Source organism: Falsibacillus pallidus (genome assembly GCF_050990905.1).
Classification (GTDB): Bacteria; Bacillota; Bacilli; order Bacillales; family DSM-25281; genus Falsibacillus; species Falsibacillus pallidus_A.
This window is the reverse complement of sequence record NZ_CP158866.1, coordinates 830,136-852,312: the sequence shown is the minus strand read 5'-3', so window position 1 is coordinate 852,312 and position 22,177 is coordinate 830,136. Positions and strand designations below refer to the sequence as shown.

The 22,177-nt window shown below is 46.0% G+C and carries 17 protein-coding genes; 7 read left to right on the top strand and 10 right to left on the bottom strand.

The window, feature by feature from the left end; all coding sequences use genetic code 11:
* Window positions 1–88: 88 nt before the first annotated feature.
* Window positions 89–2,275: an ATP-dependent helicase gene (locus ABTV07_RS04485; RefSeq protein ID WP_433748026.1), complete on the bottom strand. Its 2,187-nt coding sequence runs from the start codon at window positions 2,273–2,275 to the stop codon at window positions 89–91.
* 360 nt (window positions 2,276–2,635) lie between these two features.
* Window positions 2,636–2,785 carry a hypothetical protein gene (locus ABTV07_RS04480; RefSeq protein ID WP_433748023.1) on the bottom strand — a complete coding sequence of 50 codons (150 nt, stop codon included), beginning with the start codon at window positions 2,783–2,785 and terminating at the stop codon, window positions 2,636–2,638.
* 110 nt (window positions 2,786–2,895) lie between these two features.
* Between ABTV07_RS04480 and ABTV07_RS04475 the strand changes: the two genes are divergently transcribed.
* The 6 genes from ABTV07_RS04475 (at window position 2,896) to ABTV07_RS04450 (ending at window position 10,090) form a co-directional block, all read left to right on the top strand.
* Window positions 2,896–3,588: an ABC transporter ATP-binding protein gene (locus ABTV07_RS04475; RefSeq protein WP_433748021.1), complete on the top strand. Its 693-nt coding sequence runs from the start codon at window positions 2,896–2,898 to the stop codon at window positions 3,586–3,588.
* The gene (locus ABTV07_RS04470) at window positions 3,585–6,827 is read left to right on the top strand and encodes an ABC transporter permease (protein WP_433748018.1); all 3,243 of its coding nucleotides are present in this window, start codon (window positions 3,585–3,587) and stop codon (window positions 6,825–6,827) included. Before ABTV07_RS04475 ends, ABTV07_RS04470 begins: the two co-directional genes overlap by 4 nt.
* Before the next feature lie 118 nt (window positions 6,828–6,945).
* On the top strand, window positions 6,946–7,473 hold the full coding sequence (locus ABTV07_RS04465) for a hypothetical protein (RefSeq protein WP_433748015.1): 528 nt from the start codon (window positions 6,946–6,948) through the stop codon (window positions 7,471–7,473).
* Window positions 7,474–8,051: 578 nt separating this feature from the next.
* On the top strand, window positions 8,052–8,957 hold the full coding sequence (gene cidR, locus ABTV07_RS04460) for a cidABC operon transcriptional activator CidR (protein ID WP_433748012.1): 906 nt from the start codon (window positions 8,052–8,054) through the stop codon (window positions 8,955–8,957).
* Window positions 8,958–9,184: 227 nt separating this feature from the next.
* Entirely contained in the window at window positions 9,185–9,703 is a 519-nt protein-coding gene (locus ABTV07_RS04455; RefSeq protein WP_433751093.1) for an acyl-CoA thioesterase, read from the top strand.
* Window positions 9,704–9,718: 15 nt separating this feature from the next.
* Entirely contained in the window at window positions 9,719–10,090 is a 372-nt protein-coding gene (locus ABTV07_RS04450) for a hypothetical protein (RefSeq protein ID WP_433748010.1), read from the top strand.
* 505 nt (window positions 10,091–10,595) lie between these two features.
* Here ABTV07_RS04450 and ABTV07_RS04445 read toward each other — a convergent pair.
* Both ABTV07_RS04445 and ABTV07_RS04440 read right to left on the bottom strand, forming a co-directional pair.
* The gene (locus tag ABTV07_RS04445) at window positions 10,596–11,993 is read right to left on the bottom strand and encodes a PcsB-like coiled-coil domain-containing protein (RefSeq protein ID WP_433748008.1); all 1,398 of its coding nucleotides are present in this window, start codon (window positions 11,991–11,993) and stop codon (window positions 10,596–10,598) included.
* A 222-nt stretch (window positions 11,994–12,215) separates the two neighbouring features.
* A complete protein-coding gene (locus tag ABTV07_RS04440) occupies window positions 12,216–12,674 on the bottom strand; it encodes a VOC family protein (protein ID WP_433748005.1) in 459 nt (152 codons plus the stop codon).
* Between the two features lie 199 nt (window positions 12,675–12,873).
* On the opposite strand from ABTV07_RS04440, the gene ABTV07_RS04435 reads away from it, so the two are divergent.
* Window positions 12,874–13,674, top strand: a complete 801-nt coding sequence (locus tag ABTV07_RS04435) for a polysaccharide deacetylase family protein (RefSeq protein ID WP_433748002.1) — start codon at window positions 12,874–12,876, stop codon at window positions 13,672–13,674.
* Window positions 13,675–14,155: 481 nt separating this feature from the next.
* Here the strand turns inward: ABTV07_RS04435 and xylF are convergent, their stop codons facing one another.
* The 6 genes from xylF to ABTV07_RS04405 all read right to left on the bottom strand — a co-directional run bounded on the left by xylF (window position 14,156) and on the right by ABTV07_RS04405 (window position 22,058).
* Window positions 14,156–15,229 (bottom strand): D-xylose ABC transporter substrate-binding protein, encoded by a 1,074-nt coding sequence (xylF, locus tag ABTV07_RS04430; protein WP_433747999.1) that lies wholly within the window; start codon window positions 15,227–15,229, stop codon window positions 14,156–14,158.
* A gap of 25 nt (window positions 15,230–15,254) precedes the next feature.
* Window positions 15,255–16,802 carry a response regulator gene (locus ABTV07_RS04425; protein WP_433747997.1) on the bottom strand — a complete coding sequence of 516 codons (1,548 nt, stop codon included), beginning with the start codon at window positions 16,800–16,802 and terminating at the stop codon, window positions 15,255–15,257.
* A complete protein-coding gene (locus ABTV07_RS04420; protein WP_433747994.1) occupies window positions 16,795–18,243 on the bottom strand; it encodes a sensor histidine kinase in 1,449 nt (482 codons plus the stop codon). Before ABTV07_RS04420 ends, ABTV07_RS04425 begins: the two co-directional genes overlap by 8 nt.
* Window positions 18,240–19,217 (bottom strand): sugar ABC transporter substrate-binding protein, encoded by a 978-nt coding sequence (locus ABTV07_RS04415; protein WP_433747991.1) that lies wholly within the window; start codon window positions 19,215–19,217, stop codon window positions 18,240–18,242. Before ABTV07_RS04415 ends, ABTV07_RS04420 begins: the two co-directional genes overlap by 4 nt.
* A gap of 132 nt (window positions 19,218–19,349) precedes the next feature.
* The gene (locus tag ABTV07_RS04410) at window positions 19,350–20,525 is read right to left on the bottom strand and encodes a sugar ABC transporter permease (RefSeq protein WP_433747988.1); all 1,176 of its coding nucleotides are present in this window, start codon (window positions 20,523–20,525) and stop codon (window positions 19,350–19,352) included.
* A gap of 12 nt (window positions 20,526–20,537) precedes the next feature.
* Window positions 20,538–22,058, bottom strand: coding sequence for an ATP-binding cassette domain-containing protein (locus tag ABTV07_RS04405; protein ID WP_433747986.1), 1,521 nt, complete (start codon window positions 22,056–22,058; stop codon window positions 20,538–20,540).
* Window positions 22,059–22,177 lie beyond the last annotated feature (119 nt).

Genomic DNA, 22,177 nt, shown 5'->3' with positions numbered 1-22,177 from the left:
GTGTATACAATCGGAACGAGGACATTGATGATGAACATCTTTTTCCTCCTCTTGTATTTTGTGACTATCATTTCATCATAATTAAGTGCTAAGTGAGCTCCAAAAGCCCCATTTCCAAGCACGTTGCTACGGATAAGGTTTTTTCTTTTGTAGGGAACTTAATCTGCATTGTGTCGCCGACGATTTCGACGATGGTCCCCGTGCCGAATACCCGGTGTATGACGTCGATTCCAGCCATAAGCTCTTCTGCTTTCTTGATGGCGTTCGGGTTGTACGGTACGCCCTTCACTTTTCGGACCGGTTCTTTCTCGCTTCTTTGACCAATGACTACCCCGCTTCTGACCGAACCGGACCTTGGTTTTGGCGGGTCCAAGATGTATTTCACATTGCCGACGAAACGGGACTGGCCAACATTCTTCCCGTCCTTTGTACGATAGGTAATGAGTTCAAGGTCTTTTTTAGCCCGCGTCATGCCGACATAGAAAAGCCGGGTCGCTTCTTCCATAAGCAATGGATCGTCCAAGTCCTCCTGAGCCGGGATGACGCCGTTCACGAGATCGATCATGTAGACCCGTTCGAATTCTAGTCCCTTTGAGCTGTGGAATGTGGAAAATGTCACGGCGTTCTGCCCTTTTTTCCGCTTAGCATTTTTAAGGACAGATTCGAGATGGCTCAACCGGTTGGCGAAATCCTCGAGTGACGTGAGATCCGCTGCAATTTCCTCCAGCGTATTCAAAATGCTGAGGAGATAGTCCATGCGGAACCCGAGATTCTTGCTCATCTTTTCAATTGCCTTCTCATAGCCAAGCTGGTTCCTGATAGTCTGGATGGCAAGCCTCGGCTTCATTTCTTTCATATCGGCGAAAATCTTCCGGCTTTCCTTTAAAGGCTTCATCTGATATTCCTTTAGTGAAGTGTATTTCACAAGGTTATCAAATACGGACTCCCCGTTTCGGACCTTCATCAGCTCTTGCATTTGCTGCTTGCTCAAGTAGGCATTGAATTTTAAATGGATTTTCTCCAAAATGTCCGGCCGCTTGTCTGTAAACGCCATGCGCATGAAGTTTTTGACGTCCTCCACAATCCAATGGGAAAAGAAACGGTTATCCGCGTCCTTCATGTAAAAAGGGATGCCAGCCCGGTCAAATTCGTTCATGAGCGAAATGGAAGATGAGTTATTCCGGTATAAAACCGCCGTTTCTCCAAGCTCTTTCATCTTCTTGATTTCATTCACCAAGTACCCCGCCTGGTCGTTGTAATCAGAAAGTTCTTTGATTTGGATATCCTGATGCGGCGGATTTTCTGTGAACATATTTTTCTCATAGCGATTTTTGTTCCGCTTGATGAACTGGTTGGCAAGAGTCACGATGTCTTTTGATGAACGGTAATTTTGCTCCATGAACAGGATTTCCGCGTTAGGATAGACTTTTTTGAAGTCCAGAAGATACTGCGGCTCCGCTCCACGCCAGCTGTAGATCGACTGATCGTCATCCGCCACGACGCAAAGATTCTTGTGTTCCTCCACAAGCTTTTCCATGATGGCATGCTGCACGAGCGAAGTATCCTGGCTCTCATCCGTCAGCACATAGTCATAGCGCTGCTGGTACTGCCATAAGAGCTGGCGGTCGCTCCCAAGGACATCGTTTGCAATTGTCAGCATGTCATCGAAGTCGACAAGAAGCTTCGTTGGATGGGACCGTTTGAATTTCTCATATTCCTTAAGGATCCTCTCCGCTTTCGGCACTTCGCATTTTACCGTCGCCCACTCTTCGCGGCTGATCATTTTGTTCTTGATATAGCTGATATATGTCGTCAGCTCTTCCATCTGGCTGTCCGTGATGTTTTCACCGACCAGCGTTTTGAAGATTTTCCGGATGATGATTTTTTTATGAAGCGCCTGCTCGTCTGATGGCAAATTTCCTTCAATCAGTTCATACGGTGTCCTCGTTTTCCGGAAGTGGTCCCTCACCACCTCAAAGGCAAAGCTGTGGATTGTGGAAAAATCGACGGGCGGCAGCTCAGGGAAAAACCGCTGGAACCGTTCAAGCATATCGCTTGCCGACGCCCGGCTGAACGTCACCGCTTTTATCCGTGAAGGATCCACACCCTTCTCCTCAATTAAATACCCGATCCGCATGATGACCGTCGTCGTCTTACCCGAACCCGGCGACGCCAATAAAAGAAGCGGCCCTTCCGTCTGAAGCACAGCCTTCCGCTGCACATCATTCAAGGACACGCCCAATTCACTCTTCTTGCGGCTGAAAAAATCCTGCATCACAAAAACCCTTTCGAAACAAATAGTTGATATTATTATAACGCATTTGCGGGACGGGGGGACAGGTTTGTTGTCCCAGGTGTGATGGCCGGAGGGGGTGTTGCGGGGTGGCGGTGGTGGGTGGGACGCGGGGACAGGTTTATTGTCCCAGGCACTGCCGTGGTATGACGCTCCCGAAGTCCGGCTGGCATGCTGGCGCATAAACAGGTAATTCCCGCGAATAGAATCCGATTCCTGTTCATAAAAGGAGGGTTTTGGCGCATAAGCCGGAAAAGTCGCGCATAAACATTCTATTTTCGCGCATAGCCGGGGTTTAAGAGAACAAAAATCGGTAATTCCCCCTAAATATGTGTCATCAACTTATCTATTTTCTCTTTTTCCTACGTTAAAACCGACGATGATTCCTATTACCATTGAAAAGAGTGACTGTGTTTCAAAATCTTTCAAAAAAAATCCAAGTACAAACCACGCTGTTACCGCACCTAGGATTGTTAACAATAGTGCTTTCATCTAATCGCCACCTACCAAAACATTTTTTTCCAATTATTCATATCATACCATTTTCTCTTTTGTTACAATTAAATAGACAAAATATTATAAAAATTAATTAGGGGGATATCATGAATCATTCTATAAGCTGTATGGCCGTGGAAAAACAGTTTACTGGAGATGGGATTAAGACGAATGCCATTCACAATCTCAGCCTCACATTGGATAAAGGGGAATTTGCAGCAGTGGTTGGTCCATCTGGTTCAGGGAAATCAACATTGCTGAGTTTGCTCGGCACTTTGGATAAACCTACGAGAGGCGATATTTTGTACGGTGATCAAAATGTAAGCAATATGAAAGGGAATGAACTCGCAGATTTTCGCTTTGAAAATATCGGTTTCATCTTTCAACAATTCCATCTCCTTCCTACGCTTACAGCCATGGAAAATGTGATGGTCCCTCTTTTTTCGCGCCGCGTCACATATAACAAAAAAGAGCGGGCGGCTGATTTGCTAGAGCAGGTCGGGCTCAAAGATAAAATGAATTCCCTCCCCTCTCAGCTTTCGGGAGGCCAGCAGCAGCGGGTGGCGATTGCCCGCGCCTTGATTCATGAACCTCACTGGCTGCTCGCAGATGAGCCTACAGGAAATCTTGATTCAGAAACAGGCGAGGTCATCTTTCAATTAATTTCCCGCTTGAATAAAGAAAAAGGCTGCGGAGTCGTATTTGTTACCCATGATCCCCTCCTCGCTTCACGGGCTGGACGCATCATCCATATGAAAGATGGTGAAATCATCTCTGATCGAGCAGGTGAACACCCATGATCCGATTCATTTGGCAAAACTGGTGGCGAAATAAGGAGCGTTTTATCCTCCTTCTTGTCGGGGCATTGATTGTCAGTACAGGGCTGAGCTACTTAATCGGCGTCTCCCAGACCAATAATGGAACGATTGTCGATGAACTGCAAAAGAGATGGCAGTCTTCGTACCACATTGTTGTCAGGCCGCCCGGCAGCAGAAGTGTAACAGAGGATAAGAAGCTGCTGGAACCGAATTATTTATCCGGCTTATCAGGCGGCATTTCAATGGATCAGTACAAAGAAATCCAATCGATGGATGATATCAAAGTTGCTGCCCCTATCGCCATGCTTGGGTACGTCAATAATAATGTACTTTTAAAAAAGTTGAACATCACTAAGCCCGGAGTGTACCGCTTAAAGACAATCGAAACGTCGAATAATGGGGCCTCCACAACTAAAGACACTGGAATCTCTTACTTCACCATTGGCGGCTGGCAGCCTCAGGGACTTGGCAAAGAGTACGGAACAGGCCGCTTCAATGGAGAACTTTCTTATGGATCCAACGTACTTCTTGCTGGAATTGATCCGCAGGCAGAGGAACAGCTGGTCGGCTTAAGCGAGGCTATCAAAAAAGGCGATAACAGCCGATATTTCAACGATGAGGATAAACCGGAGCGAAGTGATTTGGGCGATGGACTTGTGAATCATACACTCCCTATCATTATGAGCAATCAAGAGTTTGTAGACGGAACATTCACTTTTGACATTGAGCGATTGGACCTTCCTTTCGCCCCGGATCAAGAAGCGTCTACGATGGAAATGGTTAAGAAAAATGGCGGGAAAGCATTTTTAGAAAAACAAAAAGCAACCGAACAGGATTCCTACACCTTTACGACAGAACAGGCTCATAAGAAGCTGGTTCAATCCATTTTTCAATCAGGAAGCGTCGATGAAGGATCGGGAAATCTTAGCTCTTGGCTAATTTTCAAGCCATCTCCTGTTAAATATCAGCCAGTGACAAGCCCATTTTCAAAAAGGTGGCCGTTTTCTTATGAAGTCAATCCTTACACCGTTCCAGAAAATTCGATTTTAGGAGATCAGCAATCCTATCGATCCGTTTCATTTTACGGTCAGAACAGCAAGGATTGGCCGCGCTTGCAGTATCATTATGTAGGATTATTTGACCCGAAGAAGTTGAATATCTCGAAGGATCCATTGACTGAGCTTCCGATGGAAACCTATTTCCCATCCAAGGCAGATCTGGTTCTTGATGAAAATACGGACCCTGTCAATCCACCTATCTCTTTGAAGCCATCGAACAATCCGTATGGCTTTTTAACGAAGCCTCCCCTCATGTTAACGACGATCGATGCAGCTGCAGACGTACTTGGGGATAAGCCGATTTCATCCATACGGATCAAAGTCAAAGGTGTGGATACCTTAACCAAAGACAGTCAGGCAATCCTTGAAAAGGTTGCGGACGAAATAGAAACAAAAACAGGTTTGATTACTGACATTACTTTGGGATCTTCACCGCAGCCTGCTTTAACCCATATCCCTGGGATTCAAGGCGAAAAATCTATCGGATGGGTGCAGCAGCCTTGGATCAAACTCGGATCATCCATTTCCATTTTCAAGGAATCCAAAATTGGACTATCCGGCGTCATTGGGAGTGTCATCCTGGTTGCAATCGTCTATGTTTTCTCTTCCAATTTAATCATGATGTATGCCCGTCAAAAAGAGTTCGCAGTCCTGCTGTCGCTCGGCTGGCGTCCATCACAGCTGACTAAATTGATTTTCATTGAATCCACAATCATCGGATTATTTGTTTCCATCATCAGCTGGCTCATTCTTGGATTCATCCTGTTGACCCATCACATCGAGACGTCTACTCCCAGAATCGTGATGATCGGGGTCTTCGGACTCTCCATCTACTGGCTCGGGTCCATAATTCCAGGATACTTGGTAAGACGGATAAAGCCATACGAAACGATGAGGACAGGCGAGGTTTCAGCTTTTTCCAGACGTATGCTGAAAACAGAATCGTATTTTTCCATGGCGCTGAATTCCCTGCTCACCAAGTGGAAACGAAGCAGCCTTTCCATTATCGCAATCGCTCTTCCGACAAGTCTGTTGATTTTCTTCTTGTTCGTTACATTCAGGCTGAAGGGAATCATGTTCACCACCTGGCTCGGCCAGTATGTCGCAATGGAAGTCGGACCCATGCATTACATTGCGATGGGAGTGGCGATACTGATTGCGATTTTGACCACTGCGGAAATTATTTGGCAAAACATTTCGGAAAGAAAGCCGGAAATCGCTCTATTGAAGGCAGTCGGATGGCACAACCGCCATATCCGCAGCCTTGTTTTACTGGAAGGTGCCATCAGTGGGTTGATTGCCGGGGTCATTGGACTACTGCTCTCCTTGGCGATTATTTGGAAAATGTACGCCCAGATTCCAATCGAACAGCTTCCGTTTTTTATTATTACACTGCTCATCCCTATCGCTACGGGGATTCTCGGAGCGGCCATCCCTGCTGAAAAAGCCGTGAAGATCACGCCATATCAAGGGATGCAAGGTACATTTGACAATTCAAAAGAAACGGAAAAACGGTTCAAATATATCTTCAGCACAGCAGGCGTTCTTTTATTTATAGGGATTGTGGCGCTTTTGGCCAATGCTGTCCCTCAAATAAAAGAAGCAAACTCATCTGTGCAAGCCCCTTCTGAGACGGAAGGAACAAAAGGTGAAGTCCACGACAGTGTGCCAGTAGATGCTAAAGCGGAGGACAAAACTGAGGGCTTACAGGGTGAAAACTCGGAAAAGTCAGGAAGCACAGCAGATCTAAATGCTCTTTTGGAAAGTGCTTGGAAAACGTTCAATGCCGGCGAAACATTTTTTAATTTTGGAGATAACTATACATTTGGAAAAATCACGGAATCACCTAAGGAGCTCCCTCCTCCAAAACAAGGGATGACCAACATTTCCATTCCGGTCGGTATGGAGCGTGAGGCTAATACAGAAGGCAGGGCGGAATTTCTTCCATACTCCTATGAATTAATAGACGGTAAAGGAAACCATTATATTGTGGAAAATTTAAAAATACTAGAAGAAAAGAACCTCTATGGACATACCCTGCTGCGCCCAGGTGGAAAAGCAAGAGCCTTGATAACCTATCAAATCCCAGCCAGTAACGAAAAACTATATCTGCTCGTCCACTATGGAAACCTGCCAGGAAACATCATTGTGAAAATGAAATAGTTTGGTGGGACGGGGGGACAGGTTTATTGTCCCAGCTGCATGATGCCACCAAATCCGGATGGTGTCCTTGTCAGCTTTTCATGACTATTAAAATATCTAAAGAAATTCGGTGAATAAGATGGTTAAAAAAGCAGCAGGCGCAATTATTTTCGCTCTACTAGTTTTGTTTGTTTATGACAGGGTCACTGCACTCGATGATCCGCCAAGAGACACCTTCCCTTACGACATATCCTATAAAGATATCCAAGCTAAAATTCAATCTAATGACAGCAAGTTTTTGCAGATCCGGGATGCCAAAGTGGAGATTATGGTTTCCAAAGAATCTAACCTACAGAGTGATATCCATTATACTTATTGGATTGTTAATAAAAGTAATAAGCCAATTTCTTTCAGGGACCGCGCCTTCCTGGGTGACGAGATGCAGCCATTCCTGGTAAGTAAGGGGTATATCGGAGGCTTTTCAAAAGATAAATTTGTTACGTTAGAGCCGAATGAGAAAATGGGCGTCAATGCATTGGTTACTATTAGATCCTACAAAAAGCTAAGCCAGGATCAGAGAGATTCAGTCGATCGGTTTAAAAACATCCTGTACGTCGAATTCGCCTATAAAGGGCATGGACCGGAGTATTTGAGGGTTGAACTTTAGGGACGGGGGGACAGGTTTATTGTCCCAGCTGTTGCCGTGGTATGACGCTCCCGGAGTCCGGCTGGCATGCTGGCGCATAAAGAGGTGATTCCCGCGCATAGGATCCGATTCCTGCGCATAGCCGAATGATTTTGGCGCATAAGCCGGCAAAGTCGCGCATAGACAGCCTGTTTTAGCGCATAGCCGGTATTGAGAGAGCCATTTCGTGCAAGAATCACTGTATAAATAATGATAAATAACCCTCCAACTTATCTGGAGGGTTATTTCTCGTTATTTCCACTACTATTTTCCTCACTGCCATAGTTAAAAACACAAATTTCTCCACAATTCTGCTTCCACCCTCCATCCCCCGTTAGAATGGGTCCTAATTCTCTCCTTACTTGCCTTTTTTGGCGCATAACCCATAAACATCATTAGCCATGGAGGCTGAAGTATGCGGAAATGACCCTTTCTCACTGAGAGATTCGCAAAGTTTTTGGGACGCGGAACCTGTCCCTGCGTCCCACAGAATGCTATGATGGGTTAAAGATCCTCTTTCATTAGAGGCAATCAATTTGAATGCAAGCAGGTGCACTTTTTTGGATATCAAACATCTACAGTATTTTATAGAAGTAGCCAATTTCAATAGTTTTTCACGTGCTGCGGAAAACTTATTTATCACACAGCCGACCATCAGCAAGATGATTAAAAACCTCGAGACGGAGCTTGGGATTGAACTTTTTGAACGATCACGAAAGCAGTTGACTCTGACGGATGCGGGGAAGATTATCTTGGAACAGGCAAAATTAATCGATACTGCATTTAAAAATCTGGAGACGGAACTGGATAACCTGACAGGTCTGAAAAAGGGTCACATCCGGATAGGTCTTCCGCCGATATTCAACGCCCACTTTTTCTTGAAAATTGTAGGCAAGTATCACGAAATGTACCCCGGCATTACCTTTCAATTAGTGGAGGACGGCTCCAAAAAAATTGAAGATGATGTGAGCAACAATCTACTGGATGCTGGGGTGATTGTCCTTCCGACGAAGAACGATCTTTTTGATCATTTTGCGTTCATGGAAGAAGATTTGAAGCTCATCATCCATCCCTCTCATCCGTTGGCGGACCGGGAAGAAATCAATCTGGTCGAATTGAAAAATGAGTCTTTTATTCTATTCAATAAAGACTTTGTTCTTAATGATCGAATCGTCCATTCCTGTACCAGCGTGGGGTTTACGCCACACATTATTTCCGAAAGTTCTCAAAGGTCCTTTATTGAAGAAATGGTAGAGAGCAAGCTCGGCGTCTCCCTTTTGCCTGAAAGTGTCTGCCATAACCTAAATAAAAACGTAAAATCGGTCAAAATCGTCAACCCGTCAATCAGTTGGAATTTAGCAATCATTTGGGGCAAAAATCAGTACATGTCTTATGCCGCAAAAGAATGGCTGCAATTTACAAAGGAACAGCTGCTAATCGGTAATCAAGAAGAAGAAAATAGTTAATTTTAAAGAGAAACGGTCCTGCTTTAGGGCCGTTTTTTCTATGGGAATATACACGTCCTGCATACATGTAAGCATTTACATAGACGTTGGCTATACAGAAGATGAAATATAACCATTTTACGAAACCATTCTTCGGTCGTACACTTGTGGCAGGCAAAAAAAACCTTTTAACCCATTGGCTAAAATCAAATCCAGCCATGAAAGGATGCAATGAGATGAATGATCTAATGAACGCAAAAAAAGCAAAAGAAAGCCGCATAGTGAATACTGCTCAAGTATTATCATGCGATTTAAATAATTATAATACACTGTTTGGCGGCGTCCTGATGAAAAAGCTCGATGATGCGGCAACATTATCAGCCCGCAGACATTCAAGAGTGAAGGAATGCGTGACGGCATCCACCGATTCCATCGACTTCCTGCACCCCATCCAACAATCGGATTCCGTCTGTGTCGAATCATTCGTCACTTATACTGGTAAAACATCCATGGAGATTTTCTGTAAAGTAATCGCAGAAGATATGCTTACTGGCATTCGCCGAATCGCTGCTACTGCTTTCCTCACATTTGTAGCATTGGATGAAAACAAGCGTCCAGTAGAAGTACCGAGCATCATTCCGGAAACTTCTGAAGAAAAATTCCTTTATGAAACAGGGAAAGAACGTGCAGAAATGCGGAAATTGCGAAGACAAAAAAGTAAAGAATTAGCAGAATACATTTCAATCGAAAAACCTTGGGACAACTAAAAGGAGGACTAAAGAATGATTACCTTATCAAATATCACTGAACTAACAGAAACTAACGAAGCCATTCAAAAGGTCAAAAGAGACTATCCTTCCTTGTTCGAAAAACTGGCCGAAGTCGTGAACTTGACACGTGCTTTCCAATTCCAATTTCAGTACATGGGCAGCCTCATCATGAACGAAGACCCAGGCCAGTCCGCTCCAAATTTCGTATATGGCTCAGTTCTTCGTCTATACAAAAAAGAAGTGCAAAAACTAAAAGATCACGAAGATGCACAAGCATTGCAGCAAATCTTTTCCGAATGCAGACACACTGGCTATGCCAAAATCAGCCTTCTAATCCTTGGCAAGAATCCTGAATCACTTGTTGGCGCTTCAAGTATTAAATAGAAGAAACATAGCTGTTTCAATGATGATTGACACTAAAAAGATCTGAGCAATGAATTTGCTTAGATCTTTTTTTTGCGGGACGCGGGGACAGGTTTATTGTCCCAACTGAGGCCTCGGGACGGGGGGACAGGTTTATTGTCCCAGGACCTGCCATGGTATGACGCTCCTGGGGTCCGGCTGGCGCATAAACAGGTGATATTCGCCTTTCGGTTCATAGCAGGAGGGTTTTGGCGCATAAGCTAGTAAAAGTCGCGCATAGCAGGGATTGAGAGAGCCATTTCTTTCCCTGAATACCTCCAAAATGGCCTTCCAGCTTATCAGGTGGAGCATTTTGCATAATTTCTACTACTTTTTCGCCCATAATCTCTCCTCAAATAGACAAATTCCTTCATTAATTAGTCTTTAAACCACTCACACGTGATTTTTCCCATTCATGTGTATACTCGCGCGAATTTCTCACACCAAAAAGGGACCTGCCAAATTGACAAGTCCCTTAGTTATTCTATTATTCTACGACTCTTCTTACTACTCCACTGAATGTTGCTTTCCAATATGGGTTGTTCATGGAGTCGATGGACACGCCGTCTGAACTGTTATCGTCGAGGAATTGTCCGTTTCCTAGGTAGATGCCGACATGTCCATTTGTTTTGTATGTGTCAAAGAAGACCAGGTCTCCTCTTTTCATATTTGATGCACTGACTGGCTTCCCTAGGCCCACTAGTGTATTGGTGGAGGTGGAAGTGATTCCGCCTAGATCCACTCCAGCTTCTGAATATGCCCAGCGCACGAATGATGAACAGTCAAATGAGCGGTTGGCAATATCCGTGCTGCTCCGGCCGCCGCCCCAGTTGTACGGGGAACGTCCAACAATTGATGAACCTGCGCTGATTGCTGCCTCTATGGCACCTGCGCCTTTCTTGATGGTGCTGCTGGCTGGAATCGGCGAAGTGTAATGAGTAATGCTTTCGCTGGCTGAATGAGAGCTTGTTGAATGAGAGCTTGAACTTGTTGCATGGGAGCTTGAGCTTGACGTATGGGCTGATTTTGCTGCTTTAGCCGCTCGTTCTGCTCTTGCTTTTTCTTCAGCTGCTTTAGCTGCCCTCGCTGCTTCTGCTCGTTTTCTCGCCAGTTCGGCTTGCCTTTGTTCTTCTGCTAAGATTGATTTTTCCTGGCTTGAAAGATTGGCTGACTGATTCTGCAAGTCAGTTAAATCCAAATTTGTTTGGATCTGCTCTTCTTTGATTTTTTTCATGATGGCCTCTTTTTCAGCCATTTGGTATTTCAATTGGATCTTCATATCTTCAATTTTTTTCTTATCGTCCTGCAATTGATTCATTTTATCAAGAACGCTTTGTTCGGACTCTTCCAATTGGGCTTTGTCCTTTTTTTGTTCTTCAAGCAAGTTGTGGTCGGCTTTGACAACGGTTGATACAGCCAATGCACGATCGATGAAATCACCGAAGCTCTCCGCTCCCATCAGAACATCCAGATAGCCGGCGGAGCTGCCATTTACTTGCATGGCGCGCGCTCTGTTCTTTAAAATCTCGTCGCGTTCTGCGATTCGTTTTTTTGTATCGGCGATTTTTTGTTTTAAATCATCCATCTCTTTTTGTGTATCTGCAATATCCTTGGTCGTTTCGGCCATTTTATCGTTTGTATCTTTTACTTTAGCCGTGATGGAGTCCATTGCTTCCAGCAAGCTTGCAGCATCTGCTTGAAGTTGAGAAAGCTCCGCATTTTTGTCATTCATTTCCGATTGTACCTGTGCTTGCTGATTATGTATTTCTTGTTTTTTGCTATGTAAATCCTCTGCAAATGCCTGGTTATTATATGTAAATAGTAAACTGCTGATTCCAATGACTGATAACGTGTTGAAAGCAAGTTTTTTCATTTGTTTACTCATCATTTTCCCCTTGTTAGTCTATTTATTTCGCTCTGTATAAAAACGATTTCTTTTTGTAATTATTGTAACTTCCTGTCCAACCCGATTATAACATCCGCCATTCGACATTTAAGGTTAAAAAACATTACATTTATGTTTCAGAAATATGACAAACAAATTTGATTTTAAACAAAAAAGGACATTTGACGAAATGCCCCTTTTGATTTTTCATATGAATTTTTTTTACTTTTGCAATTGGAGCCATTCTGATAAAGAAACGGCCACTTTTTCATATTCCGGTCTTCGCTCATGAGGCAGCTGGCAGATGAATTCCAGCCTATTTCCATCCAGGTCGTTGAAAAATACAGAAGCCGAGGCTAGCCATGGGTAGACTACTGGTTCATCGAGCGGAAGTCCTTCCCATCCGCAGACGATTTCAATCCCCTTCTTTTGAAGGAAAGGGATCATCTCGTGGAGGTCTTCATACGCAACCCGAAACGCAAAATGGCGGATATCGATCTCCTTTCGCTCCACTATTGATATCATGGATTCTTCTTTTTCACCGAATAGATAAAAGGCTCTTCTCCTTCCTTCTTCGTACCTTCCCAGCTTCAGCTCAAGCTTTTCTTCATAGAATTTCATGGATTCCTCTAAATTCTCAACTTCCAAGTGTGTCTCATATAACCCTTGAATGATTCCCATTTTCTATTCCCCTTTTTCGTATTCTTGATATTAGTTTAGTCGAGGGGGGTTAATTGAAAAATGGCATATTGTTGTATTTTGATTAAGACTTTAGTCGGAGCTCCTTAAAGTGTCCAATCCCCATAAATATCCGTTTTCCATAAATATTTTAAGCAAGGATATCAAAGGATAAGTTTATAAGAGAGAAGGAGCGCAGCCAATGAAAAAGAATTTGTTCGGGACCATTCTTTTACTTATTTCTATATTCTGCTTTGACTCTATAGCCGATGCAGCCACCAGGAGTCGGGCTGAATATGAAAAAACAGGGCGTGTCATCTGGGAAGTAAACACAAAGCAAAAAATAGTGGCCATTACTTTTGACGATGGTCCGCATCCTGTTTTTACTCCACAAATACTTGAAATATTGGCCAAACATGATGCCAAGGCAACTTTTTTTGTCACTGGTCTGAAAGCGGGCACCTATCCGGATCTTTTAAAAAGAGAAGTGCGGGAAGGTCATGAAATTGCCAACCACACCTTTCACCATTTTCATGGAAATATAGCATCATCCAAACTATCCTCCGAGTTAATCGAAACAGATAAAATGATCAAACAAGTTACCGGATTAACACCAAAACTTTACCGTCCAGTAGGGGGATATTATAGTGATGTCATTATTAATACCGCCCTGCAAAACGGCAAGACGGTTATATTGTGGTCATGGGATCAGGATTCACGGGATTGGACTGAACCTCCCGCCAACCAAATGTACCGATACATCAAAAAAGGGATAAAACCGGGGAATATCATCCTTTTTCATGATTGGCATGGGAGTGAACTAACACAGTCCTGTTCAACGGTTAAGGCGTTAGATAAAATCTTGGACTACTTAGACGAGAACGGCTATAAAAGTGTAACCGTATCCGAACTGCTCTATCATTCAACACAATTCATTCCAGAGGCTTTCGAAATCTATCCATTAAAGAAGGAAAAAACCTCTCATATTGATATTATGTATTAAGTGGGACGCGGAGGACGCGGGGACAGGTTTGTTGTCCCAAAAATTGCTCTTGAGTTATTCGCTAAAGTCCCGCTGGCGCATAAAAGAATGATTTCCGCGCATAGAATCTGTTTCTGGCGCATAGCAGTATCATTCTCGTGCATAAACCATGTGGAGTCGCGCATAGACCGGTTCTTTTCGCGCATAGCCGGTATTCACATGATCATTTCATGCTTGAACCACCTCAAAAACCCCTTCCAAATGAACGGAAGGGGCGTCCTCGTATAGAAAATCTTCGTTTTGTGTATCAATCTCCCTCAAAAAGCTTCTTTCATTACACCAAAAGATCAATTTGTGCCTTTTCCTCCGTAGCCCTTCCAAAGATCATTTGTTCACACTTCCAAAACAGCCAATTCTGATTAACCCATGGTGGGACGAGGAACCTGTCCCTCCGTCCCACAACAACACCGGGACACTAAACCTGTCCCCACGTCCCACCAACTTATTTCCTGTAGACGTCTTCGCGGGAATGGTAGCCTTCGGCTATTACGGTGCTGTCGATGTTGTTTCGGTCGACTGCGATTGGGGAGAGCAGTACGGATGGGACTTCGATTTTGCCATTGTTTACTTTTTTGTGTGTGTCGATTTTTTCTCCTTTGGCCATTCTTACGGCTAGTGATGCGGCCTCAATGGTAAGGGATTTGATCGGTTTGTAGACGGTCATGGTCTGGGTGCCCTGGACGATGCGCTGGACGGCTGCTAGTTCGGCGTCCTGCCCGGCGACGGGAATTTTGCCTGCGAGTCCCTGTTCGTCAAGTGCTTGGACGACGCCTCCCGCGGTTGCATCGTTTGCCGAGATGACGGCATCGATTTGGTTATGGGTGGCTTTGAGGGCCTCCCTCATGTTGACGAGTGCGTTGGCCGGCGTCCAGTCCTTGGACCATTGGTCATAGACAATCTGGATGTCGCCTTTGTCGATCAGCGGCTGGAGGACGTTGAAGACGCCTTTTTTGAATAGGTGGGCGTTGTTGTCCGTGATGGCGCCGCCAATGTAGACGTACCGTCCTTTTGGTACGCGTTTCGTAATTTCTTTTGCCTGGAGCTCTCCTACTTCTTCGTTGTCAAACGAGATATATAGATCAAGGTCAGCATTTTTCACGAGGCGGTCATAGGCAATGACTTTGATGCCTGCCTGATGCGCTTTATTGACGATGGCCGCCGTTGCCTCAGCATTGTGGGGCACGACCACGAGGAGGTCGATGCCATGGCTGATCAAGGTTTCGGCCTGTGAAATCTGCAGGGCATCGTCGCCGTTTGCGGCCATGACTTCACATTCCGCGCCCATCCCTTCCACTGCTTTCTTGAAGAGATCCCGGTCCTTTAGCCAGCGCTCTTCCAGGAGGGTGTCCATGGAGAAGCCGATTTTGATTTTTTCGCCGGGATGCTTGATCTCTTTTCCGCTGGCTGCCACAGGTTTTTGGGCCGGCGCCACTGTCTTTTCGCCGTCACCCTTGCAGCCTGCCAAGCTCAGGAGCAAAACCAAAACGACTGCGACTATTTTCAAACGCTTCACCATGTTCTTCCCCTCATTCCCCCGCCCACTAAATGCCTGCCTTTTGGCCAGTGAGCGTTTTGCGATAATCCTTTGGCGACATGCCGCAGACCTTTTTGAATACCTTGCTGAAATAATTCGGTTCGTGGTAGCCGACTTCAAATGTGATTTCTTTGATGCTTTTCTCAGGATCCTGCATGAGTTTCTTAGCTTTTGTGATGCGGCATTCTGTCAGGAAATCAATGTAGTTGATTCCAAGCCTCTCCTTGAACAGTTTGCTGATATAAATGGGGCTGAGACCTACTTTTCGCCCCAGCGCATCGAGGGAAATATCCTCATGGGAGTGCTCCATGATGAACTGCCTCAATTGATGGATCGAATCGGCTTCAAGCCGCTCATGATGCTCTTCATAGGACTGCCTCATCTGCTCGAGGAGGATGCTTGTTTCGGACTGGAGCTGGCGGGGATCTTGGGCTTGGAAGGAAAACATCGGCGTTTCGGTTTCCATGCCCATTTCGCTCATGACCCTGCCGGCGATCCAGAGAAGTTCGAGCACCTTTTGCTGAATTTGCAGCATGCTCGCCCTTTCATGCACGAAGCGCTGGATCAAATCAAAAAGATTCTCCCGGACTTTTCCCCATTCCCCGAGCCGGACTTGATCAAGGAACTGCTGCTCTCTCTTTTTTGCGAGCTTCTCGTCTTCTGCTGTTCCGAGCGGCGGGAGGTCAGAGTAGAATCGGTATTTAACTGGAAGCGAGGCGTCCATGGAAGCGATCAGGGCTTCCTGATAGGACTGGCGGATGGCTTCGAGTGAACTGCACGGATTGCCGATTCCTACAAACCAGCCTGCTGCCTGGTCTTTTTTGGCGAGCTTAATGATTTCCCCTGCGAGAAAAATGGCCTGCGAACGGAAGGACTTTTCTGCATCGCGGAAAACGATAATGGGAAGCTGACGGCCATATAGTGCACCAACCCAGCCGCTTTTGGTCGTTCTGATTTTTTCTTTAATGGCGGAATAGTGTTGTTCCGAACCTGCCGGAAGCAGCACCATCATGACAAATTTTTCGCTTGCCGGATGGATGTGGAGCATTTCTACAAGCATATCCAGGTGGACTTCGTGGACATGGTCGAACAGGAGCTGTGTGACGACGTCGGTTTCAACGAGCGTCAATGCTTTCTGAAAAGCAGCCTGCTGTTTAAGGCTGCGCGCTTTGGATTCATGCTCCTCTTCGATTTCCTTCAATACTTTTCCGACGGTCTCGCCGATTTCTTTGATGGTGCTTGGCTTCAATAGATAGTCTTTGACGCCGAGCTTCAGGGCCTGCCGTGCAAACTCGAATGTATCGTATGCCGTGATCATGATAAATTTGATCGCCGGATGAGCGGCACTGATGATTTCGATCGCTTCGAGGCCGTTCATCCCAGGCATCTTGATATCCATCATGATGAAATCAGGCTGAAATTCATCTGCTTTCTGGACAGCAATCTTTCCGTTTTTTGCTTCATCTATGATGAGCTCCGGGAAGGCTCGCTTCAGGATGACACGCAGCGCCTCCCTTTCTGTCTGTTCATCATCAACGATCAGGAGTTTAACCATGTCGTACACCCACCTTGTTTTTTGGAATGTTTAATAAGACTTTTGTGCCGCTTCCGATGGTGCTTTCAATATTTATGACACCACTCGATTCATAGAACAGGCGCAGCCGCTTGACGACGTTGCTGAATCCGATCCCTGTTGAATGCCCTTCTGACTGGACGTGATGCTCGTTCAGGATCTGCTGGACTTTTTCCGCTTCCATCCCTAAGCCATCGTCTTCGATTTCGATGACGACCGACTCCTCTTCGTCCCTGATGCGGAGCCAGATAGCACCACCATCTTCCTTCGGCTCAATGGCATGGATCACAGCGTTTTCGATGATCGGCTGCAGGGTGAGACCTGGGATTCTGCTATCGAGGCAGCCCTCATCGATGTCCATATAAAAAGTCAGCCGCTCTGTGAATCTCGCTTTTTGGATATCCATGTACTGCTGAATCACAACGATTTCATCAGCGAGCGTGACGGGTTTGTCCAATCTGCGTAAATTGTACCTTAAGAGACCTGCCACACTGACAAGCAGGTCGCTCGTTTCTTCATTTCCTTCCAGGTACGCTTTTTTGGAAAGCATATTAAGCGTATTGAAAAGGAAGTGCGGGTTGATTTGGCTTTGAAGGCTCCGCAGCTGGCTTTCCTGCAGAAGGAGTTTGCTTTCCTGGAGCTCCCGTTCGAGCTGCGCCTTCTCTTGGATTTCTGAAATAAGTCCGTTGATGTTGATGCGCATCCGGTCGAACGTTTTGGCAAGGAAGGCGATTTCGTCATTGGATTTCACTTCAATTTGGCGGTCAAACCGCCCTTTCGACAGTTCGTTGGCCGCCTGGGTCAGCTGGTGCACCGGCTTTGTGATGCTGAGCGAGAATCCGTACGTGATGATAAGAAGCAGGAATGTAATTAAAAGCATGAGCCAGATGCCGAGCTTTTTAATTTCGACCGACTTTTCGATGATGCTCCGATAGAACCGGTCATACGTTTTTAATTCGGTGTCGATCAGGGTGAGCGTCATGTCGGAAATATATTTCGAGATGCGCGTCGCTTCGGAAAATTCGCTGGCAGAGGCTTCTGTCTCTTTATCTTCCTGGAACAAAACGGATCGGTCCGTTGTTTCAATCAGGCTGTCGATTAAGTTCATATAGTTGCTCAGGGCAAAATCGTTCTCTTCGTTCCGGAGGCCGGCTGCTTCATTTTTCGCCTGCCGAAGTTTGCCTTCCGTATCTTTCAGGCGCTTCTTATTGACTTCTGTAGGTTCATTCAAATAGCTGTTCAAGTTGACGATGGTCTCCTGGCTTGCTGTCTTCGCCTCGTTAAGATGCAAATAGCGCTGGAGGATTTCGTTGTATTGGGTCTGCGTTTTTTGATTGTAGTAGGTGAGGGCGAACCAGATGGCGGCCATGATGAATAGGACGACCATGGCAAGCATCCATATTTTTTTCTGGATTGTATTCATTGGACATCCTTCGCTTTCACGATGCGGATATCGGTATGGTAGCCTTTCATATCGAGCGGCACCTTTTCACCGCGCAGCCACTGCATCATTTCGCTCACGCTTTTTTTCCCCATCATGTCAGGCGACTGCTCGATCATTCCATCGAGCTTTCCCTGTTTTAAAAGAGAAAGGGAATCCGCTCCGTCATCAAATGTATAGATGAAATACGGCTCAACCTTGTAGCGGCGGCCAATTTCCTGCACCATCGCCCCTGTGATATTCGCATTGACTGCGATGAACGCGTTCACTTCCGGGTGATTGTTCAAGAGGTCCTGTGTGGACGCGATGATTTCTTCCTTCGATTCGTTCGTTTCTGCATAAATCGTGTGGACTTTCGGATAGTTTTTCAGCACGTCCTGCATCCCTTTCAAGCGCTGCTGCTGAAAATATTCCTCACGGGTGTTGCCAAAAAGTACCACCGTTCCGGAGAGGCCCATATCCGATAGCAGCTGGCGGGCAATCATGGTACCTGCCTGATACTGGTCGGATCCGACATACGTCCTTCTCAAGCTTTCTTCCATCGGCACGTCGTTAGCGATTGTAATGATAGGAATTCCATAAAATGCAGCTTTCACTTTTGCCAGGGTCTTGAATTTTTCGGTATCAAGTCCCTGAACGATGATGCCGTCCACTTTGGATTGAATGGCAATCTCCACTTTTTTCAGGAAATCCTCCTGATCGTGGCCGTAGCTCCCCCAGACCTCAAGGCTTGCCCCTTCCTTTTTGGCCTGTTCGATCGCGCCTTTTCCGACTTTGTCCCAAAATGGAGTCTCAAGCTCCTGGGTGATCAGGACGAGGCGGTACTTCGCTTCTTTTTGCCCGGAGTCCCCGGGGAGCTGCCAATCCGAGTGGAATACTTTTTCCGCTGAAACGGCCGTCAAATAAAATATGAAAACGCATACAAAACAAAGCAGTATGATGCCGATTTTCCTCACGTGCTGCAGCCCCTTTTTCCCGTGTTTCGTTTCTTCCTATCATACCATCTGGAAGATTTAGAGAGTAGCAGTTCTTTTTGCAGTCGTAAAAATAGAAAAGGAGGGGCATGATCGGCGCCCCTCAGTTGTCTGCTATCCTCTTTTTTTCCGCGTCATGACGTCAAAGATGACCGCTCCGGCCAATACAGCACCGCGAATCATATATTGATAGGAAATCCCTACGCCAAGCAGGTTCATCCCGCTTGATAGGGACGCCATGACGATGGCCCCGATGATGGCGCCCGTTACTTTTCCGACACCGCCTGCAGCAGAAACCCCTCCGACATAGGCAGCTGCGATGGCATCAAGCTCGAACAGCGTCCCGGCAGTTGTTGTGGCCGATTGTAGGCGCGCTGTGAACAGGATGCCTGATAGTGCAGAAAGCATTCCCATTGAACCAAACACAATGTACGTGATTTTTTTGACATTGATCCCGCTTAAATGGGCAGCTTCCGGATTGCTTCCCACCGCGTAAATGTGGCGGCCGAGCACCGTTTTCGTTGAAAGGAAATAATAGATGACAACAACAAGGACCATGATGACGACTGTCCAGGAGAATCCGTTGTAGCCTGCTAGAATCCATGTAATATAAGCGATGATAGCTGAAACAAATATAAGTTTAATAGCAAAGATTCCTTTGGAAGGGACATCGAATTTGTACTTCAGTTTGTTGCTGCGGTTGGAGAATTCACTGTAGATGTACAACAGAATTCCGACTGCCCCGACAATCAAGGAAAGTAGATGAAGTCCATTGACTTCCATAAGGGATGGGATGAATCCATTTCCAAGCGCGTTGAAATGGTCGTCTTTAATGATGATCGTCCCTGTTTTTTCAGTAACCTGCAAAAGGGCTCCCCTGAAGATCAGCATTCCTGCAAGAGTTGCAACGAACGATGGAATCCCGATAGACGCAATGAGCACCCCGTTCAGAAGTCCGACGAGAATCCCAAGCACAAGGATGATCGGGATGGTCAAGTAGACCGGCACCCCAGCCTGCGTCAAAAGAATCGCAGCAATTGCCCCAAGGAATCCCGCTGCAAAACCGACGGACAAATCGATGTGGCGGATGACGATGACAAGCGTCATTCCGACCGCTAGTACCGCGATGTATCCGGTTGAATCTAATAGATTGCTAATGTTCCGTGATGACATGAACAGTCCGTCCGTCATCACCGTGAAGACCAATATGATGACAAGCAGGGCTATATACATCCCGTATTCGCGGATATTGTCTTTGATCATCGTCTTCGCTTCATTTAATAATCCCATTGTGTTTACCTCCTATTGCGTCGCAAGCTCCATGATTTTTTCCTGATCGGCATCGTCGATGGAAAGCTCGCCTTTGATATTTCCTTCGGCCATAACGTAGACTCGGTCGCTCATCCCAAGCACTTCACCGAGCTCCGAGGAAATCATGATGATGCTCAAGCCTTCTGCGATCAATTTATTCATGATGGTGTAGATTTCAAATTTTGCACCAACATCGATCCCGCGCGTCGGTTCGTCTAATATGAGCAGCTTTGGTCCGACGAAGAGCCACTTGCCAAGTGAAACCTTCTGCTGGTTCCCCCCGCTCAGCTTGCCGACCGTCTGTTCAAGCGAGTGCGCTTTGATGTAGAGGGAATTCTTGTATTCTGTCGCGACTTTCACTTCTTCGTTTTCGTTCAGGATGCCTTTCTCGGCGATTCCCTTCAGGTTGGCAGCGGTCACGTTGTTCTTGATATCCTGGATCAGGAAAAGCCCGTCGCCTTTGCGGTCTTCAGTAACATAGGCGATTCCCGCTTTGATGGCATCGCTCGTATGTTTGAAATTTCGCTTCGCCCCGTCGACAAAAAATTCGCCCTGGAGCTTATAGTTTTTCGGATTCCCGAAGATGCTCAGAGCAAGTTCGGTTCTGCCTGATCCCATGAGGCCTGCAATCCCGACGATTTCGCCCCTTTTGACATGGAGGTCTGCATTTTTGACGACCGTCCGTGCAAGCTGCGTGTCATGCGCTGACCAATTTTTCAGCTCCAGGATCGTTTCGCCGATCTTTTTTTCCGGACGCTTCGGATAGATGTCCTCGATTTCGCGCCCCACCATGTTTTTGATGATGGTGCTTTCAATGATTTCGCCTTTGGCGGCATCGAGCGTGCAGATCGTCCTTCCGTCTCGGAGAACTGTCGCTTTGTCAGCAATGGAAATGACTTCTTTCAGTTTGTGGGAAATCATGATGCACGTGATTCCCTGGTTCCGCAGTTCTTTCAAGAGCTCGAGCAGGTTTTCGCTGTCGTCCTCGTTGAGTGCAGCTGTCGGTTCATCGAGGATCAGCAATTTGACTTCTTTGCTGAGTGTTTTCGCGATTTCCACGAGCTGCTGCTTCCCGACGCCAAGATCTTTGACAAGAGTCTCAGGATTTACATTGAGCTTCACTTTTTTCAGCATTTCCTTTGCCTGGACAATCGTTTGGTTCCAGTCCACGAATCCCTTGCGTTTGATTTCGTTGCCGGCAAAAATATTTTCATAAACCGTCAGATCCGGAAAAAGCGCAAGCTCCTGGTAAATAATAGCAATGCCAGCTTTTACACTATCGTTGATCTTGTTGAACTGTTGGACTTGTTCTTCAAAAACAATATCCCCCTCATACGTACCAAACGGGTAGACACCGCTGAGGACTTTCATCAAGGTCGATTTCCCTGCCCCGTTCTCCCCGATCAAGCAGTGTATCTCGCCTTTTCTTACTTTAAAATTTACATTACTGAGCGCTTTGACACCCGTAAACTCTTTGGAAATATCGTTCATTTCCAAAATGAATTCGCTCATGATAGACCCCCTCCTACGCTCTTTTCAACAATGGAAAAGTGCGCCGTTGCTTCGTTCATCACGCCTCAACTGCGAAATAGTGATAGAGGGCATCTATCACTATTCCGAGTCGAACATGA

Coding starts and splice junctions, on each gene's coding strand:
- ABTV07_RS04455 (WP_433751093.1), top strand. CDS start 9,185: ATGAACGCAAAAAAAGCAAAAGAAAGCCGCATAGTGAATACTGCTCAA.
- ABTV07_RS04475 (WP_433748021.1), top strand. CDS start 2,896: ATGAATCATTCTATAAGCTGTATGGCCGTGGAAAAACAGTTTACTGGA.
- ABTV07_RS04445 (WP_433748008.1), bottom strand. CDS start 11,993: ATGAGTAAACAAATGAAAAAACTTGCTTTCAACACGTTATCAGTCATT.
- ABTV07_RS04440 (WP_433748005.1), bottom strand. CDS start 12,674: ATGGGAATCATTCAAGGGTTATATGAGACACACTTGGAAGTTGAGAAT.
- xylF (WP_433747999.1), bottom strand. CDS start 15,229: ATGGTGAAGCGTTTGAAAATAGTCGCAGTCGTTTTGGTTTTGCTCCTG.
- ABTV07_RS04450 (WP_433748010.1), top strand. CDS start 9,719: ATGATTACCTTATCAAATATCACTGAACTAACAGAAACTAACGAAGCC.
- ABTV07_RS04420 (WP_433747994.1), bottom strand. CDS start 18,243: ATGAATACAATCCAGAAAAAAATATGGATGCTTGCCATGGTCGTCCTA.
- ABTV07_RS04485 (WP_433748026.1), bottom strand. CDS start 2,275: ATGCAGGATTTTTTCAGCCGCAAGAAGAGTGAATTGGGCGTGTCCTTG.
- ABTV07_RS04410 (WP_433747988.1), bottom strand. CDS start 20,525: ATGGGATTATTAAATGAAGCGAAGACGATGATCAAAGACAATATCCGC.
- ABTV07_RS04425 (WP_433747997.1), bottom strand. CDS start 16,802: ATGGTTAAACTCCTGATCGTTGATGATGAACAGACAGAAAGGGAGGCG.
- ABTV07_RS04435 (WP_433748002.1), top strand. CDS start 12,874: ATGAAAAAGAATTTGTTCGGGACCATTCTTTTACTTATTTCTATATTC.
- ABTV07_RS04465 (WP_433748015.1), top strand. CDS start 6,946: ATGGTTAAAAAAGCAGCAGGCGCAATTATTTTCGCTCTACTAGTTTTG.
- ABTV07_RS04480 (WP_433748023.1), bottom strand. CDS start 2,785: ATGAAAGCACTATTGTTAACAATCCTAGGTGCGGTAACAGCGTGGTTT.
- ABTV07_RS04470 (WP_433748018.1), top strand. CDS start 3,585: ATGATCCGATTCATTTGGCAAAACTGGTGGCGAAATAAGGAGCGTTTT.
- ABTV07_RS04405 (WP_433747986.1), bottom strand. CDS start 22,058: ATGAGCGAATTCATTTTGGAAATGAACGATATTTCCAAAGAGTTTACG.